Raw genomic sequence first — 17,301 nt, 5'->3', positions numbered from 1 at the left:
GAACAGAAAGTTTCCCTAAATTTGCAACTTAAAAACACCTCTATAAATGCATACTGAACCAAACACTATAAACAACATCACTTTTGATGATTTCAAAGCCGAAGTCATAAACGATTACACAGTTGCTGTTACAAGCAGAGAATGTAGTTTGTTAGGTAGACGTGAAGTTTTGACTGGTAAAGCAAAATTTGGAATTTTTGGTGACGGTAAAGAAGTCCCGCAACTTGCATGGGCAAAAGCATTTAAAAATGGAGATTTTAGATCTGGTTATTACAGAGACCAAACCTTTATGATGGCTATTGGTGAGCTAACCATTGACCAGTTTTTTGCTGGTTTATATGCACATCCTTCTATTGAAGCTGACCCTATGTCGGCAGGAAGACAAATGGGAGGTCATTTTGGTACTCACAGTTTAGACAAAGATGGTAACTGGAAAAACTTAACACAACAAAAAAACTCAAGCGCTGACATCTCTCCTACTGCTGGTCAAATGCCTCGTTTATTAGGATTAGCACAAGCTTCTAAAATATACCGAAATGTTAAAGGTATAGACGCTACTAAGTTTTCGGTAAATGGTGACGAAGTTGCTTGGGGAACAATTGGTAACGCAAGTACTAGTGAAGGTTTATTTTTTGAAACCATAAATGCTGCTGGTGTATTACAAGTACCAATGGTAATAAGTATTTGGGATGATGAGTATGGAATTTCAGTACATGCTAAACACCAAACTACTAAAGAAAACATATCAGAAATCTTAAAAGGATTTCAAAGAGACGATAAACATAAAGGTTACGAAATACTTAAAGTTAATGGTTGGGATTATGTAGCATTAATGGAAACCTACCAACAGGCTTCTAAAATTGCAAGAGAAGAGCACGTTCCTGTAATGATTCATGTGGTTGAACTTACACAACCTCAAGGCCACTCTACTTCTGGATCTCACGAGCGTTACAAATCTCCTGAGCGTTTAACCTGGGAAGCTGAGCACGATTGTATTTTAAAAATGCGCCAATGGATGGTTAGCAATAATATTGCTGATGAAGAAACATTAGACAGCATTGATAAAAACATAAAAAAACAAGTAAGAGAAGGTAAAAAAAGAGCTTGGAATGCTTACTTAAAACCAATCAAGCAAGAGCAAAACGAAGTTATTGATATTTTAACTAAGCTTGCATCTTCTAGTCCAAACAAGGTGTTTTTAACAAAACTTGTCAATGATTTATCTGCTATAAAAGAACCTATCAGAAAAGATGTATTTTCTTCTGCAAGAAAAGCACTTCGTTATGTGATTTCTGAAGAATCAGCAGAAAAAACAACATTACAAAACTGGATTAACACTAACTTAGACAGAGTACAACCAAAATACAGTTCGCATTTATACAGCGAAACCAAGCATTCTGTACTAAATATTAAAGAGGTTGAACCAACCTATGATGACAATGCAGAAGAAGTTGATGGACGTTTAATATTAAGAGATAACTTTGATGCCATTTTTGGCAACTATCCTGAAACCTTAGTTTTTGGTGAAGACTCAGGAAATATTGGTGATGTTAACCAAGGCTTAGAAGGATTACAGAAAAAATATGGTGAACTTAGAGTAGCTGATGCTGGTATTAGAGAAGCTACAATTATAGGTCAAGGTATTGGAATGGCAATGAGAGGATTGCGTCCAATTGCTGAAATTCAGTATTTAGACTACCTAATGTATGCACTTCAAATCATTAGTGACGACCTTGCTACATTGTATTACAGAACTTTAGGCAAGCAAAAGGCACCATTAATTATTCGTACTCGTGGACACAGACTAGAAGGTATTTGGCATTCTGGTTCTCAAATGGGTGGAATTTTACACTTAATGCGAGGTGTTAATATTCTTGTCCCTAGAAATATGGTTAAGGCTGCAGGATTTTACAATACGCTTTTAGAAAGTGATGAACCTGCACTTATTGTAGAATGTTTAAATGGTTACCGTTTAAAAGAAAAAATGCCTAATAACTTAGGACAACTTAAAACACCTATTGGTGTTGTTGAAACTGTTAAAGAAGGTGCAGATATTACTTTGGTATCCTATGGATCAACACTTCGTATTGTTGAAGATGTTGCTAAAGAGCTTCTAGAAGTTGGTGTTGATGCAGAAGTTATTGACTTACAGTCACTGCTTCCACTAGACATTAACCATGATATAGTGAAGAGTGTTAAAAAGACAAACCGATTAATGGTTATTGATGAAGACGTTCCAGGAGGAGCTTCGGCATATATTTTAAACGAAATATTAAATACTCAAGGCGCTTATCAATATCTAGACAGTCAACCTAAAACATTAACAGCTAAAGCACACAGACCTGCTTATGGTACTGATGGTGATTATTTCTCAAAACCTTCTTCCGAAGATATTTTTGAGGCTGTTTATAATGTTATGCATGAAGTAAACCCTTCAAGTTATCCAAAAATTAGGTAATTTGACTTCATTTACTGTTTGATGTATTCAACTTAAAAATCAAATAGTTATATTTACTTATTATAAGTTCTCCTTTTTCAAGGTGAATAATTAGGTTATTCATGATAAGACGCTTTTTGTTGATTATTTTTTGTTTAACTACTATTAGTTTGTTTTCGCAAAACGAATCTGCTATTTGGTATTTTGGCTACAATGCTGGTCTTGATTTTAACACTGGAGATGATCCTTCAGTTTTATTAAATGGGCAACTCATTACCAAAGAAGGATGCGCTACAATTTCTGATGCTAATGGTAGTTTATTGTTCTATACTGATGGTAGAACTGTTTGGGATAGACAACATCAAGTTATGCCTAATGGCGAAGGACTTTTAGGACATTCTTCTAGTACAGAATCTGCACTTATTATCCCTAAACCTGGTAATTCAAACTCCTACTACATTTTTACTATTGACAAACCAAGTTATTTTTTAACAGAAGACGAGCCTATTGATGGTGTTAATTATTCTGAAGTTGACATGACACTTAACAATGGCTTAGGTGATGTTGTTGATACTCAAAAAAACATACATTTAATCACTTATGACGTTAACAATGCTACTCAAAGCGAATATAAATCTTCCGAAAAAATTACAGCTGTAACACATAGCGACGGAAGCGCTGTTTGGGTTATTACACATTTTAGAAATAAATTTTATGCGTTTTTAGTTGACTATACTGGTGTTGTTGATACCCCTGTTGTTTCTTCGGTTCAACAAATGGTAGAGCCTAGGATTAATGAAGAAGGTGCAAATGTTACTGCTATTGGGTACTTAAAAGTATCACCTGATGGAGAAAAAATTGCAATAGCACATAGCTCAACAAATCTAGGTAGCCCGAGAAACGGAACAAAAAAATCAGGAAAGGTATTATTGTACGATTTTAATAACGCTACAGGTGTTGTAAGCAATCAAAAAAACGTAATTTCAAATACCTATCCTTACGGAGTTGAATTTTCGCCTAATTCAGAGTTACTATATGTTACTACTAGTGTTTTTGATGAGGACGATTTATTTGTTACAAGTTATTTGTATCAATACCAAACCGAGGCTGCTAATGTTGAGGCTACACAGCAAACCGTTAACAGTTCTTCAAATGTTGCTGGCGCTTTACAATTAGCTATTAACGGTAAAATTTACAGAGCAGGATATCCTGTTTTTGGAGAAGGAGAATACCTATCAGTTATAAATAACCCAAATGGTATTGGTTCTGCATGTAACTATTCTCATAATTCTCTTTTTTTAGAAGGAAAAACTGCTCAACTAGGACTTCCGCCTTTTATACAATCTATATTTCTTTACACCTTTGATTACGAGTTTACCTGTCTTGGTGATACCACTCATTTTTTTATAACTTCCGAAGAGCCTTATGATACTGTAGAATGGAATTTTGGAGACGGTCAAACCTCAACTAACGAAGAAGCTTATCATTTTTATGACCAACCAGGAACTTATACAGCTACATTAACCCTATCAATTAATGGTGTTGAATATGACCCAATGGTTAAGCAAATAAATATTTCAGAAGCTCCTAATGTAATGCAAAACACTTACAATTTGGTACAATGCGACTCGTATGACAACGACCCAAATGATGGTATTGCAACCTTTAATTTAGCTTTAGCCAATGAACCTTTAACCTTCAACACTTCTGAAGCTATTCAAGTTTACTATTACCATTCTGAAGCTGAAGCTTTAGCTGATGAACACAACTCAAATGCCTTAAACAATGTTTATGAAAATCAATACCAAGGCGAAATATTATACGCCAAAGTATACAAAGCCAATACACAATGTTTTAATATCGCATCAATAAGACTCGAAACCACACAGTCAGTTGATTTAAATAGTTTTGAACTTGAAACTTGTGATTTAGATAATTCTGGTATCGCTGAATTTAATTTAAATAATGCAGTTGAGAATATCGTAAACACCCTCAACTTACCTACAAATGTCAATGTTACCTTTCATGAAACACAACAAGATGCTGCTATTGGCATAAATGCAGTACCATTAAACTATACTTCATCTTCTACTAGCCTTTATATTAGAGCTGAAAATGATAACGTATGTTATGGTGGTGGCGTTTTAGAATTAATTGTAAAAGACTTTCCTTTAATTGACGACCAAACTATTAATGTTTGTCCTTCTGAATTTCCAATAATAATTGATTCTGGTTTAAGTAATAGTGATGTTTCTAACTTTAATTATCTATGGAATACTAATGATACCACCAATCAGATTTACATAAACGAACCTGGTATTTACAATTTAACAATAATTGACCCAACTTTAAACTGTGAAAAGCATATAACTGTTACTGTTAATCAAATTGAAACTGCTCAAGTAGAAAGCATAATTATAAACGATTATGATGTAACTATAAACCTCATCACCACAATTGGAGATTTTGTATTTTCACTAGATGACCCTAACGGAATCTACCAACCTAGCAATGTATTTACTAATGTAGAAGCAGGATCTCATACAGTATATATTAAAGACCTTTTTAACTGCAATATTAGTTCTGAAACATTTAATATTATTGGGTTTCCTAAATACTTCACACCAAATAACGACGGAAGACACGACACGTGGAATATAAAAGGATTAGACCCAAACGATTATCCTGATATTACAATTTACATTTTTAACAGGTATGGTAAACTTCTAAGAGCTTTCAACCCAAATACATCAAATGGTTGGGATGGTTTATTACATGGTAAACTATTAACACCTGACGATTATTGGTATTACTTAAAACTTCCTGAAGGAAAAGAATATAGAGGTCATTTTTCGTTAAAAATATAATCAATTAATAATTTCGATTTACACCAAAACTATGCTCACAAAGCAAGACAAACAGCAATTAAGAAGTAATATTTTTAAACACCTTGATGGTATTGCTACTGCTACTACTGCTCATACTTTGAATTCAAAAGGAGTATTACAGTACCTTTTAGAAAATAAAACGTGTAGTCTAACAGAATTAACCGAAAAGTTCAATGCTAACGATGGCTATCTCAATATTGCGTTAAGAATTTTGTCTGCTCAAGGTTGGCTTACTCAGCACCTAGACAATGCCAATGACAAAGTAGAGTACGAAATTAATGCTAACAGTAAAAAGGCTTTTGAACTTGTTCATTTATATGAAGATGCTGTAAAGCTTTTGGATTACTCGGTTAAATTTCCTGAAGACCGAATTGGTGCTGATGCATTTATCGCTCTTGAACGCATATTCAAAAAATTTGAGCAAAACTTTGGATTAGGCAAAGTAGAAGAAAACAGTATTGAACAACAAATTTTAAAACACATTGAAGGTGTTATTGTTGCTCCTATAATTGTGTTATTAGGAGTTAATGGTTTATTTCATAAATATTTTATGGAAGCCTCTTTTACTGCTGAAGAATACCATAAAGACCCAGAAAGTTTTAAGAAAATATTGGACTTTTTCACACATTTAGATTGGTTTACTAAGAAAAAAAACACCTATCAGTTTACCGACAAAGGATTGTTTTTTGCTAAAAGAGCAAGTGCTTATGGCGTTACTGTATCTTACCTTCCAACCTTTGTAAAACTAGATGAGTTGATTTTTGGAAATCCTATGATTTTAAAAACCGATTCTCCCGATGAAAAGGAAAAACATGTTGACAGAGAAATGAATGTTTGGGGAAGTGGTGGTGCGCATTCAACGTATTTCAAAGTTATAGACGAAGTTATTATTGAACTCTTTAACAAACCCATAGACGAACAACCAAAAGGCATACTAGATATGGGTTGTGGAAATGGTGCGTTTATTCAGCATATATTTGACGTTATCGAGCACCAAACTTCAAGAGGAAAAGTATTAGAAGAACATCCTTTATTATTGGTTGGAGCAGATTTTAACCAAGCTGCTTTAAAAGTTACTAGAGCCAACTTAATTAAAGCTGATATTTGGGCTAAAGTAATTTGGGGAGACATAGGACGTCCAGATTTATTAGCAAAAGATTTAAAAGAAGACTATAACATCGATTTAAAAGACTTACTTAATGTACGCACATTTTTAGATCACAACCGTATTTGGGAAGCTCCAAAAACAACTACTAACAGAGTTAGTAAATCATCTGGTGCTTATGCTTATCAAGGAAAACGCATTAGTAATAATTTAGTAGAAGATTCTCTGCTAGAACATTTACAAAAATGGAAACCTTATGTAGAACGTTTTGGTTTACTCATTATCGAATTACACACCATAAACCCTAAACTCACGGCTGCTAACCTAGGGAAAACTGCTGCTACTGCTTACGACGCTACTCATGGTTATAGCGACCAATACATTATTGAAGTTGATGTTTTTAATAGTATTGCTGAAGAAGCAGGTTTAGTTCCAAGTGAGCATTATTTTTCAAAATTTCCTGATAGTGAACTCGCCACAGTTAGTGTTAACCTACTAAAAGGAAACCTATGAAAGCAGCAACTGTAGTTAGCATTAAAAAAGAATTACAGCATCGTTCTTCTGAAGAATTAATAGAACTCTGCTTACGGTTATCAAAATTTAAAAAAGAAAACAAAGAGCTACTCACCTATTTACTATTTGAATCTCATGATGAAACAGGATACATTGAAGCTGTAAAATCTGAAATTGATGACTTGTTTGAACAAATTAACACCAACAGCTATTTCTACATTAAAAAAAGTGTCAGAAAAATATTGAGACTCATAAAAAAATACGCACGATACTCACTTAAAAAAGAAACCGAAGTTGAGCTTCTACTCTACTTTTGCAAGCAACTAAAAGCGTTTAAACCTTCAATAAAGCACAATGTAACGCTAACTAACATATATCAAAGACAAATTGTTGCCATTCAAAAAATAGTTGCAACACTACATGAAGATTTACAATACGATTACACTGTAGAATTAGAGCAATTAGAAGCTTAATTCATAATTCTAACCATTAATTCCTTAAGTAAATCGCTTTGCGGTATTGAGTTAGCACCAACACCTTTACTCTTTACATCAAACTCTCTTAGTGAGGCAATAACAGCACTTACTTTTTTCATTGGATAGTTACGTGCTGCTACAATATATTCGTTAGCAAAATAAGGGTTTATTTTTAAGGCAGACGCAACGTTTCTGGACGACTTATCATTTAATCCATGTAACTGCAATAGTTTAGAAAAATAACTATGAAGTAATGAAACTGTAACTACCATTGGGTTATCTTTTGGGTTTTCACCAAAATACTTAATAATCTTAAAGGCTTTTTTAGTATCTCTATCTCCAATAGCTTTGTGCAATTCAAAATTATTATAATCTTTGCTAATTCCAATATTTTGCTCAATATGCTCAGGAGTAATCTCAGTGCCTTCAGGAAGTACAATCTTTAGTTTTTCAAGCTCATTATTTATTTTGCTTAAATCGGTTCCTAAAAATTCAGCAAGCATCAATGCTGCTTTTGGAGTTATTGAATAGCTTTGACCAGACAACACTCTCCTAATCCAATCTGGCACCTGATTGTCGTATAGTTTTTTGCTTTCAAAGACAACACCATTTTTCTTTATAGCCTTATAAAGCGACTTTCGTTTATCAATTTTCTTGTACTTATAATTTACAACCAAAATAGTTGTTGGTTGCGGATTTGCAACGTAGGCTTCCAACTTATCAATAGTTCTAGAAAGATCTTGAGCTTCTTTTACTATAACCACTTGGTGCTCTGCCATCATAGGAAAACGCTTAGCATTACCTATAATATCCTCAACACTCACATCTCTTCCGTAAAGTACCATTTGGTTAAACCCTTTTTCCTCCTCGCTTAAAATATTGTCTTCAATAAATTCTGACAACTTATCTATATAATAAGGCTCCTCACCCATTAAAAAATAAACAGGTTTAATGTGTCCTTTCCGTATATCGCTTACTAATTCTTTGACTTCGTCCATTGAAAAATTTTCACCAAATTTGTAGTGTGCAAAAACTAAATTTTCCTACATACTCGTTTCGATTCAAAAATAACGAAAATAAAGTTTCTATTTTTGATGCTATTCGCAAAAAATTTGTGGTTTTACAACCTGAAGAATGGGTAAGACAACATTGTTTACAGTTTTTAATTGAAGAGAAAAAATATCCAAAATCTTTAATTAATGTTGAAAAAGAATTAACGGTCAACGATTTACGAAAACGCTACGATATAGTCGTTTATAACCCAAACGGACAAATACATTTGGTTGTAGAATGTAAAGCACCAAAAATTAATATCGACCAAACTGTCTTTGATCAAATTGCACGTTACAATTTAGAGTTAAACGCAACCTATTTAATGGTTACCAACGGAATTAATCATTATTATTGCCAAATGGACTTTGAAAATGAACGCTACGTGTTTTTAAGAGACATTCCTGAATATCAAAAATGAAAATAGCTGTCGTCATACTTAATTGGAACGGAAAGAAACTTTTAGAACAGTTCTTACCATCGGTTGTTGCTTATTCTCAAAATGCTGATATTTACGTAGCTGATAATGCTTCAACAGATAACTCCGTTGAGTTTTTAAAAACAGAATATCCTAACATTAAAGTTATTGTCAATTCTACAAATGGTGGTTATGCCAAAGGCTATAACGATGCTCTTAATACTATTGATGCTGATGTATTTTGTTTACTCAATAGCGATGTAGAAGTAACTCCTAATTGGCTTACACCTATTCAAGAGGCTTTTAGCAACGATAAAAACATTGCCATTGCGCAGCCAAAAATTTTAGATTACAAACAAAAAGACCATTTTGAATATGCTGGAGCTGCAGGAGGCTATCTAGATAAATATGGTTACCCTTTTTGCAGAGGTCGCATCTTCAACACTCTTGAAAAAGATAATGGTCAATACAATGATATTGCTACTATTTTTTGGGCAACAGGTGCTTGTTTATTTATAAAGCGATCTGTTTTTGGAGAACTCAATGGATTTGATGAAGACTTTTTTGCCCACATGGAAGAAATTGATTTGTGCTGGAGAGCCTACAACAAAGGGTATACAACAAAATACATTGGCACATCAAGTATATACCATGTTGGTGGTGCAACACTGAAAAATTCTAATGCAAAAAAAACGTATTTAAACTTTAGAAATAGTCTTTATACCTTAGTTAAAAATGCTCATGGCTCAATAATACCAAAAGTGTTTACTAGGTTACTTTTAGATGGTGTAGCTGGCATCAAGTTTTTACTAGAGTTTAAGCCTCAGCATTTTTTAGCAATCATTAAAGCACACTTTGCATTTTACGCAAAACTACCTAAGCTTTTAAAATTTCGAAATTCACAAAAAAAGAAAGAAAATTACTACCATAAAAAATCTATAGTGTGGTCTTATTACGTAAATAAGGATAAAAGATTTTAATTGTTTATAAAATTGTTAAAGTTTTTGTTAACATATACCAAACGGAGTAATCTTTTATATAATTTTGGTATGTTAAATTACAAATTATTTAATCACACACTAATTATGAAAAAACTAATGTTATTAAGTGTTTCAGCCATGTTGCTTTTTGGATCATGTGTATCTAAAAAAGAATATGCAGCACTTGAAGCGAAACAACAAGAAACACAAGACCTATTAAATACTGCAACTGTTAAATTAAACAGCTGTTTATCTGATAAGGCTTCTGCGATTGCAAGAGCTGAAGCTTTAGAAGACAGAATTTCTGACTTAAAAAAATCTAACGACAACCTAATTCAAAGTAACAAGGATTTAACGATTCTTACTTCAAAAGGTGCTTCTAACGTTGAAAAAACTTTAGAAAGCATGAAAGAAAAAGACCTTAAAATCTCTCGTTTACAAGATGCTATCACTAAAAAAGATAGTGTAATGTTGGCTTTAGTAACTAGCTTGAAAAAAGAAGTTGGTATTAACGATCCTGACATTGAGGTAAACGTAGAAAAAGGAGTTGTATTTATTTCAATTGCTGACAAACTTTTATTTAAAAGCGGAAGCTATGTTGTAAACGAGCGCGCTAAAGAAGTTTTAGGTAAAGTTGCTAAAGTAGTTAACAGCAAACCAAACTTTGAGTGTATGGTAGAAGCACACACTGACCCTGTTCCTTACAATAAACCACCATTGGTTGACAACTGGGATTTAAGTGTTAAACGTGCTACATCTGTAGTTCGCGTACTTGAAGATTTAGGTGTTTCTTCATCTAAACTTATTGCTGCAGGTCGTGCAGAGTTTGTTCCTGTTGCATCTAATGACACTGCTGAAGGTAAAGCAGCTAACCGTCGTACTAGAATTGTGATTTTACCAAAAATCGATGAGTTCTACGATATGATTGAAAAAGAAATGAAAAACTTAGAAGCTGGTACTAACTAATTGCTTCTTTATAGAAAAAGAAAAGCTCAACCATTGGTTGAGCTTTTTTATTTAAAATATTTCCAAACTTCCTTTGCCTTCCCTAACAATAATTGGTTCTTCTTCTGAAAGGTCAATAACAGTTGATGCTTCATTATCACCATAACCTCCATCAATTACCAAATCAACTCGGTTATTCCATTTCTCCAATATAAGTTCAGGATCAGTTGTATATTCCAAAACTTCATCTTCATCACGTATAGATGTTGAAATAATAGGGTTACCTAATTGCTTCACAATTTCTTGAGCAATAGTATTATCAGGCACACGAATACCTACTGTCTTTTTCTTTTTAAAAGCATTTGGTAAGGTCTTCGCTCCTGGTAAAATAAACGTATAAGGACCAGGTAATGCTCGTTTTAAAATCTTAAAAGTCGTAGTGTCTATTTGCTTAACATAGTCACTTAAATTGCTTAAATCATGACAAATAAATGAAAAGTTAGCTTTATCTAACTTTACGTTTTTTATTTGAGCAATACGCTCTAAAGCCTTAGTGTTTGTAATATCACAACCTAAACCATAAACCGTATCTGTTGGATAAATAATCAATCCACCATTTTTAAGCACCTTAATCACTTTAGCAATTTGCTTAGGATTAGGATTCTCCGCATAAATTTTCACAAATTCAGCCATAAATATGTATCTTACAGTTACATTACAAAGTAAAGCATTTTTATGATGTAATGCATATAAACAAATTTTGATACTAATTAAAAACACTTACAAAAGCACATTTACTATAAAAACATGTAACAATATTCAATTTTTAGAGTCTTAACTATATGCAAAAGATACTACTCATATTCATACTTTTTATCACTACAGGAAAAGCGTTTTCCAATTTTAAAGTAGAGTATGTATCTTTTACCGAAGCTGAAATTATAAACGATTATACTACTAGAATTCCTTTTAAGCTTATTGACCATTTAATTGTTGTTGAAGCTAAACTGTTAGGGAAAGAAGGTAATTTTATAATAGATACTGGCTCTGAAACTTTAATTTTAAACAAAGTTCATTTCCCAATAAAATACAGTCACAATAAAAAGAAAAACGAAACATCTGGTGTAGTGAATATTGTTGACGACCCTTTAGAAAGACAACTCAGTCAGTTTGTAATTCAAAATTTGATTTTGGAAAACAAAACCTCTGATGTTATTGACCTTTCTCATATTGAAAGAACAAAAAAAATGAACCTTTTAGGTGTTATTGGTTTTAACATATTGAAAGACTACGAAGTATTTATAGATTTATACTTAAACCAAATTACACTTACTAAAACAGATAGGTTTGGCGAAAAACTAGATAAGTATGTTTATCTAGAAAAAATAACAGATAGCATTGATTTCAAATTAAAAAACCATACTATTGTACTCAACGCAACGGTAAATGGTCAAAACTTAAAAATGGGATTGGATAGTGCTGCTGAGCTTAATCAAATAAACAAATCAGTTAGCAAAAAGGTTTTAAAATATTTCCATCCTAAAGAAAGACTCATGCTTACAGGAGCAAGTAATTCCAAAATTGAAGTTTTGGCAGGGAAATTGCATCGTGTTAAACTGAGTGAAACTATTTACTTTGGCCCAATGAACACAATATTGACCAATTTAAGTAAAATGAACGAAGCCTTCGGAACCAAGTTAGATGGTGTTTTAGGCTTTGAGTTTTTTCAGCAGAAAAGAACAATTATAAACTATAAAAAAGAAAAACTTTACTTCGTAAAGCATCCAAACATAAAGGATTGAAATTAGTCATAACATATTTATGCCTTTGCTTTTTAAGCTTAAACCTCGTAGCACAAAATGGCAACACTTTAGGCTACAAAATTGAAGGTGAAGATGTCGTGTTTACTTTTGATGTTAGAGACTACAAAGAATACACCAATGAGCATACTGGCAGAAAGATGGACTTTAAAGATTTTGACATTGAAAATGTTGTCGTTTCTGGAGAGTTCAACCTTTGGTCTAGAGACAAATGGAAAATGAACAAAGTAGGTGAATACACTTATGAATTAAGAAAAAAACTTTCTGATTTTACTGATGAATTTTCTTGGGAGTTTAAGTTTGTAATAAACAATTCGTATTGGGCAGAACCTAGCAACAAGGTATCCAATATTGCTCCTGCAGTTGATAACCACGGAAACAATTACCACACATACAATCTTAAGATTTACACTGCTGTTCCTGATCCAAACGGAAATGCATGTTTTAAATTAAACGGTTATGAGAACGCAAAAAGTGTAATCTTAAGCGGTAGTTTTAACCGTTGGGATGAACACTTATTTAAAATGATCAAAACAACTAATGGCTGGGAACTTACCCTAGACTTAAAACCAGGAGAATATCAATACAAGTTTATAGTTGATGGTAACTGGATAGAAGACCCTGACAATCCTTCTAAAAAAAGAAACGAGTATGATGGTTACAACTCTGTTATCAATATACAAGTTCCTGTTACATTTAATCTTTTTGGTTTTAAAGACGCTAACACTGTAATTCTTGCTGGTTCTTTTAATGATTGGAACGAGCACGAAATAAAAATGACCAAAACCGATAAAGGATGGACATCTACCATACTTCTATCTGGTGGAAAACATCACTACAAATACATTGTTGATGGCGAGTGGATTGTTGACCCAAACAACTCTATAAAAGAATATGATGGTCATGGACACATCAATTCTGTAAAAATGGTTAAATAATTAACCCAACACTTGCAGCTTAGCAAATCGTAACAATAGCTTTTTTACACCTCCATTTTCAAAATTGATTTCTGCTTTTGTATCAGCACCTTGACCTTCAATTTTAAGCACTTCTCCTTTACCAAACCTAATATGCTCCACAATATTTCCTACAGTAAGTTTACCATCAAACAGATTCACTCCATCGTTTGTGGTTTTTGATATAGGTTTCAATTTAGGTGGAGCTACAAACTTAGGAGGCTTGTTTTCAGATTTTCGCTTAATGGGTTTCTTAAAACGAATTTTATCAGGTTCAACATCACCAAAAATATCAGGATTCAACATAGGGTTTTGCCTTGGGTCGTTTACTGGAGTTAATACCTCTAAGTACTGATCATCAATTTCTTCAATAAATCGACTTGGTTCAGCATCAATTAATTTTCCCCAACGGTACCTCGAAAGTGTATAGGTTAAGTAAGCTTGCTTTTCTGCTCTAGTTAATGCCACATAAAACAAACGTCGCTCCTCCTCTAGTTCACTACGCGTATTCATACTCATGGCACTCGGAAATAAATCTTCTTCCATACCTACTATATACACATAAGGAAACTCCAAACCTTTAGCCAAGTGAATGGTCATTAATGCTACTCTATCGTCGTCACCTGTGTCATTATCTAAATCGGTAGCTAGAGCAACATCTTCTAAAAACTCGGTTAAAGAACCTGTAGTGTCTGCCAGTTCTTTTTGCTCTTCAACAAAATCCTTAATACCATTTAAAAGTTCTTCAATGTTCTCCATTCTAGCGATACCTTCAGGAGTACCATCTTTATTGAACTCTCTTATCAATCCGCTAGCTTTAGTGACGTGTTCAGCAAGTTCAAAAGCATTAGCATTTTGGTTCATGACCTGAAAACTCTCAATCATAGTTACAAAATCCTGAAGCTTGCCTTTTGTACCAGAGTTGATTTTTATATCAACCTTATCTAGGTTTTGTAATACTTGAAATATTGAACGGTTATAACCATTTGCTGCAACCACCAATCTATCAATAGTAGTTTGCCCAATACCTCGTGCAGGAAAATTAATCACACGTTTAAGCGCTTCCTCATCGGCTGGATTAATAATCAACCTTAAATACGAAAGCACATCTTTAATCTCTTTACGTTGGTAAAAGGATAAACCTCCATAAATTCGGTATTCAATTCCTCGTTTACGAAGTGCATCTTCCATTGCACGCGATTGCGCATTGGTACGATACAGTATGGCAAAATCTTTATTTTTAAGCTGATTATTCATCTTATTCTCAAAAATAGAACTCGCCACATAACGACCTTCGTCACCATCGGTCATTAAACGGTTAACCTTTATTTTAGGACCTTCATCATTAGCTGTCCAAACTACTTTATCTAGCTTGGTTTGGTTTTTATCAATAATAGAGTTTGCTGCATTAACAATGTTTTTTGTAGAACGGTAATTTTGCTCTAACCTAAACACTTTTACATCATCATAATCGCGTTGAAAATTCAAGATGTTATTAATGTTTGCGCCACGAAACGCATATATACTTTGCGCATCATCACCAACCACACATATATTTTGAAAACGATCAGAAAGCGCTCTTACAATCAAATACTGCGAATGGTTAGTATCCTGATACTCATCAACCAAAATGTATCTAAAACGATCTTGATATTTGGCAAGCACATCAGGAAAACGAGTTAAAAGCTCATTGGTCTTCAACAATAAATCATCAAAGTCCATAGCACCTGCTTTAAAGCATCTCTCTACATAGTTTTTATAAATATCACCTAATCTTGGTCGTCGAGCAGCAGTATCAGCTTCAATAAGCTCTGGATTATTAAAATAGGCTTTAACTGTAATTAAGCTGTTTTTATACGAAGAAATTCTAGATCTTACCTGCTTGTACTTATATACATCTTTATCAAGATTCATTTCCTTGATGATCGAAGAAATCAATCGATCAGAGTCTTGTGTGTCATAAATTGTAAAGTTACTTGGATAACCTAACCTATCGGCTTCAAACCTTAAAATTTTAGCAAAAACCGAGTGAAATGTTCCCATCCAAAGGTTTTTAGCTTCGCTATTTCCAACTATATCTGCAATACGCGATTTCATTTCGCGAGCAGCTTTATTTGTAAAGGTTAATGACAAAATATTAAACGCATCAACGCCTTGACTCATCAAATACGCTATTCTATAAGTAAGCACACGTGTTTTCCCTGAACCTGCTCCTGCTATTACAATCATAGGTCCATCTTTTTGCAATGTAGGTGCTAATTGCGCATCATTTAACTGACTTAAATACTTCTCCAATTCAATTTCATTTTAAAGTGTGAAAATAACCAATGTTACTTAGTTACATAAACAGTTTTATTAATAATTATAAACAATTAAAGTATTGTAAAAAGGCTTTGACAAATTTTAAATATATTTAGAGTTCAAAACGTAAATAGATACTTCATGAAATTTCTACCAGCTTTATGTTGCCTTATCATTTCAAGCGCATTTTCACAAACAACTTTAGAACAAGATATTATTGATATTGAACCAAAAGTTATTGAATGGAGACATCATTTTCATCAAAATCCTGAATTGTCAAACCGAGAGTTTAAAACTGCTGAAAAAATTGCTGAACACTTAAAATCTTTAGGGTTTGAAGTGCAAACAGGAGTCGCAAAAACAGGAGTTGTAGGCATTTTAAAAGGTGACCTTCCAGGGAAAGTAGTGGCGCTTAGAGCTGATATTGATGCGTTACCTGTTACCGAAAGAAATAATTTACCCTTTAAATCGGAAGTTAGAGATACCTTTTTAGGTACTGAAACTGGTGTAATGCATGCTTGCGGACACGATACGCACATTTCAATTTTAATGGGAGTTGCTGAAGTATTTTCAAAACATAAAGACAAGATTAAAGGCACCATTAAATTTATTTTTCAACCTGCTGAAGAAGGTCCTCCTCCTGGAGAAGAAGGCGGAGCGTCTTTAATGGTTAAAGAAGGCGTTTTAGAAAATCCGAAAGTGGATGCTATTTTTGGACTTCATATTAACTCTGCTACTCCTGTTGGTACCATAAAATACAAACCTGGAGGTATGATGGCTGCTGTAGAGCGTTTTGTAGTGAATGTAAAAGGCAAGCAAACTCACGGTTCGCAACCTTGGGGAGGAGTGGATCCTATTTACATTTCTGCTAAAATTATTGATGGCTATCAAAGTATCATCAGTAGAGAATCTAATTTATTGGTTGAACCTGCTGTTATTACTGTTGGTAAAATTACAAGTGGTGTACGTTTTAATATTATTCCTGAAAGCGCTGAACTTATTGGGACTGTTAGAACCCTAGATGCTGATATGCGAACCAAAATTATTACGCGAATGACCGAAATGACTGAAACCATCGCCAAAGCTTATGGTGGTGAAGCAACTATTGAATTTCAAGAAAACACACTTGTTACCTATAACGACCCAGATTTAACCTCACAAATGTTACCTTCGCTAGAAAAAGCAGCAGGAAAAGATAATGTTAAACTTATGAAAGCAGTTACAGGAGGTGAAGACTTCTCTTATTTTCAAGAGGCTGTTCCTGGTCTTTACTTTTATTTAGGCGGAATGACACCAGGAAACACTGAAGTGTTTCCTCACCATACTCCAGATTTCAAAATTGATGACAATGGATTGATTTTGGGTGTTAAAGCCATGACATACTTAGCATTAGACTACTTAAACAATTAATA

The 17,301-nt window shown here is 33.5% G+C and carries 13 protein-coding genes; 10 read left to right on the top strand and 3 right to left on the bottom strand.

The window, feature by feature from the left end:
• The first annotated feature begins 46 nt into the window (after nt 1-46).
• From ABD011_RS07890 to ABD011_RS07875, 4 genes are all read left to right on the top strand, one after another.
• Nucleotides 47-2,458 (top strand): alpha-ketoacid dehydrogenase subunit alpha/beta, encoded by a 2,412-nt coding sequence (locus ABD011_RS07890; RefSeq protein WP_343797230.1) that lies wholly within the window; start codon nt 47-49, stop codon nt 2,456-2,458.
• A gap of 101 nt (nt 2,459-2,559) precedes the next feature.
• A complete protein-coding gene (locus ABD011_RS07885; RefSeq protein WP_343797228.1) occupies nt 2,560-5,304 on the top strand; it encodes a T9SS type B sorting domain-containing protein in 2,745 nt (914 codons plus the stop codon).
• A 31-nt stretch (nt 5,305-5,335) separates the two neighbouring features.
• The gene (locus ABD011_RS07880) at nt 5,336-6,943 is read left to right on the top strand and encodes a class I SAM-dependent methyltransferase (RefSeq protein WP_343797226.1); all 1,608 of its coding nucleotides are present in this window, start codon (nt 5,336-5,338) and stop codon (nt 6,941-6,943) included.
• Nucleotides 6,940-7,416 carry a hypothetical protein gene (locus ABD011_RS07875; RefSeq protein ID WP_129760580.1) on the top strand — a complete coding sequence of 159 codons (477 nt, stop codon included), beginning with the start codon at nt 6,940-6,942 and terminating at the stop codon, nt 7,414-7,416. Before ABD011_RS07880 ends, ABD011_RS07875 begins: the two co-directional genes overlap by 4 nt.
• Here ABD011_RS07875 and holA read toward each other — a convergent pair.
• Entirely contained in the window at nt 7,413-8,417 is a 1,005-nt protein-coding gene (gene holA / locus ABD011_RS07870; RefSeq protein ID WP_134200281.1) for a DNA polymerase III subunit delta, read from the bottom strand. The two genes, ABD011_RS07875 and holA, sit on opposite strands and share 4 nt — an antisense overlap.
• Before the next feature lie 26 nt (nt 8,418-8,443).
• Here holA and ABD011_RS07865 point away from each other — a divergent pair, with 26 nt between their 5' ends.
• The 3 genes from ABD011_RS07865 (at nt 8,444) to ABD011_RS07855 (ending at nt 10,833) form a co-directional block, all read left to right on the top strand.
• Complete coding sequence (locus ABD011_RS07865; protein WP_134200283.1) at nt 8,444-8,890, top strand: type I restriction enzyme HsdR N-terminal domain-containing protein; 447 nt, start codon at nt 8,444-8,446, stop codon at nt 8,888-8,890.
• Nucleotides 8,887-9,867: a glycosyltransferase family 2 protein gene (locus ABD011_RS07860; RefSeq protein WP_134200285.1), complete on the top strand. Its 981-nt coding sequence runs from the start codon at nt 8,887-8,889 to the stop codon at nt 9,865-9,867. The genes ABD011_RS07865 and ABD011_RS07860 overlap by 4 nt, the downstream gene beginning before the upstream one ends.
• A gap of 105 nt (nt 9,868-9,972) precedes the next feature.
• On the top strand, nt 9,973-10,833 hold the full coding sequence (locus ABD011_RS07855) for an OmpA family protein (RefSeq protein WP_131507574.1): 861 nt from the start codon (nt 9,973-9,975) through the stop codon (nt 10,831-10,833).
• 51 nt (nt 10,834-10,884) lie between these two features.
• Here the strand turns inward: ABD011_RS07855 and ABD011_RS07850 are convergent, their stop codons facing one another.
• Nucleotides 10,885-11,505, bottom strand: coding sequence for an L-threonylcarbamoyladenylate synthase (locus ABD011_RS07850; RefSeq protein ID WP_343797219.1), 621 nt, complete (start codon nt 11,503-11,505; stop codon nt 10,885-10,887).
• Between the two features lie 149 nt (nt 11,506-11,654).
• Here ABD011_RS07850 and ABD011_RS07845 point away from each other — a divergent pair, with 149 nt between their 5' ends.
• Both ABD011_RS07845 and ABD011_RS07840 read left to right on the top strand, forming a co-directional pair.
• Complete coding sequence (locus tag ABD011_RS07845) at nt 11,655-12,614, top strand: hypothetical protein (RefSeq protein ID WP_343797217.1); 960 nt, start codon at nt 11,655-11,657, stop codon at nt 12,612-12,614.
• The gene (locus ABD011_RS07840) at nt 12,611-13,570 is read left to right on the top strand and encodes an early set domain-containing protein (protein ID WP_343797215.1); all 960 of its coding nucleotides are present in this window, start codon (nt 12,611-12,613) and stop codon (nt 13,568-13,570) included. Before ABD011_RS07845 ends, ABD011_RS07840 begins: the two co-directional genes overlap by 4 nt.
• Here the strand turns inward: ABD011_RS07840 and ABD011_RS07835 are convergent, their stop codons facing one another.
• Entirely contained in the window at nt 13,571-15,883 is a 2,313-nt protein-coding gene (locus tag ABD011_RS07835; protein WP_343797213.1) for an ATP-dependent helicase, read from the bottom strand.
• A 147-nt stretch (nt 15,884-16,030) separates the two neighbouring features.
• On the opposite strand from ABD011_RS07835, the gene ABD011_RS07830 reads away from it, so the two are divergent.
• The gene (locus ABD011_RS07830) at nt 16,031-17,299 is read left to right on the top strand and encodes an amidohydrolase (RefSeq protein WP_343797211.1); all 1,269 of its coding nucleotides are present in this window, start codon (nt 16,031-16,033) and stop codon (nt 17,297-17,299) included.
• The last annotated feature ends 2 nt before the right edge of the window (nt 17,300-17,301 follow it).

This window comes from Gaetbulibacter jejuensis, assembly GCF_039524015.1.
Lineage (GTDB): Bacteria > Bacteroidota > Bacteroidia > Flavobacteriales > Flavobacteriaceae > Gaetbulibacter_B > Gaetbulibacter_B jejuensis.
The sequence above is the reverse complement of the archived record's forward strand: the minus strand, read 5'-3'. Positions and strand labels throughout refer to the sequence as shown.

Coding starts and splice junctions, on each gene's coding strand:
- ABD011_RS07890 (WP_343797230.1), top strand. CDS start 47: ATGCATACTGAACCAAACACTATAAACAACATCACTTTTGATGATTTC.
- ABD011_RS07885 (WP_343797228.1), top strand. CDS start 2,560: ATGATAAGACGCTTTTTGTTGATTATTTTTTGTTTAACTACTATTAGT.
- ABD011_RS07880 (WP_343797226.1), top strand. CDS start 5,336: ATGCTCACAAAGCAAGACAAACAGCAATTAAGAAGTAATATTTTTAAA.
- ABD011_RS07875 (WP_129760580.1), top strand. CDS start 6,940: ATGAAAGCAGCAACTGTAGTTAGCATTAAAAAAGAATTACAGCATCGT.
- holA (WP_134200281.1), bottom strand. CDS start 8,417: ATGGACGAAGTCAAAGAATTAGTAAGCGATATACGGAAAGGACACATT.
- ABD011_RS07860 (WP_134200285.1), top strand. CDS start 8,887: ATGAAAATAGCTGTCGTCATACTTAATTGGAACGGAAAGAAACTTTTA.
- ABD011_RS07855 (WP_131507574.1), top strand. CDS start 9,973: ATGAAAAAACTAATGTTATTAAGTGTTTCAGCCATGTTGCTTTTTGGA.
- ABD011_RS07850 (WP_343797219.1), bottom strand. CDS start 11,505: ATGGCTGAATTTGTGAAAATTTATGCGGAGAATCCTAATCCTAAGCAA.
- ABD011_RS07845 (WP_343797217.1), top strand. CDS start 11,655: ATGCAAAAGATACTACTCATATTCATACTTTTTATCACTACAGGAAAA.
- ABD011_RS07830 (WP_343797211.1), top strand. CDS start 16,031: ATGAAATTTCTACCAGCTTTATGTTGCCTTATCATTTCAAGCGCATTT.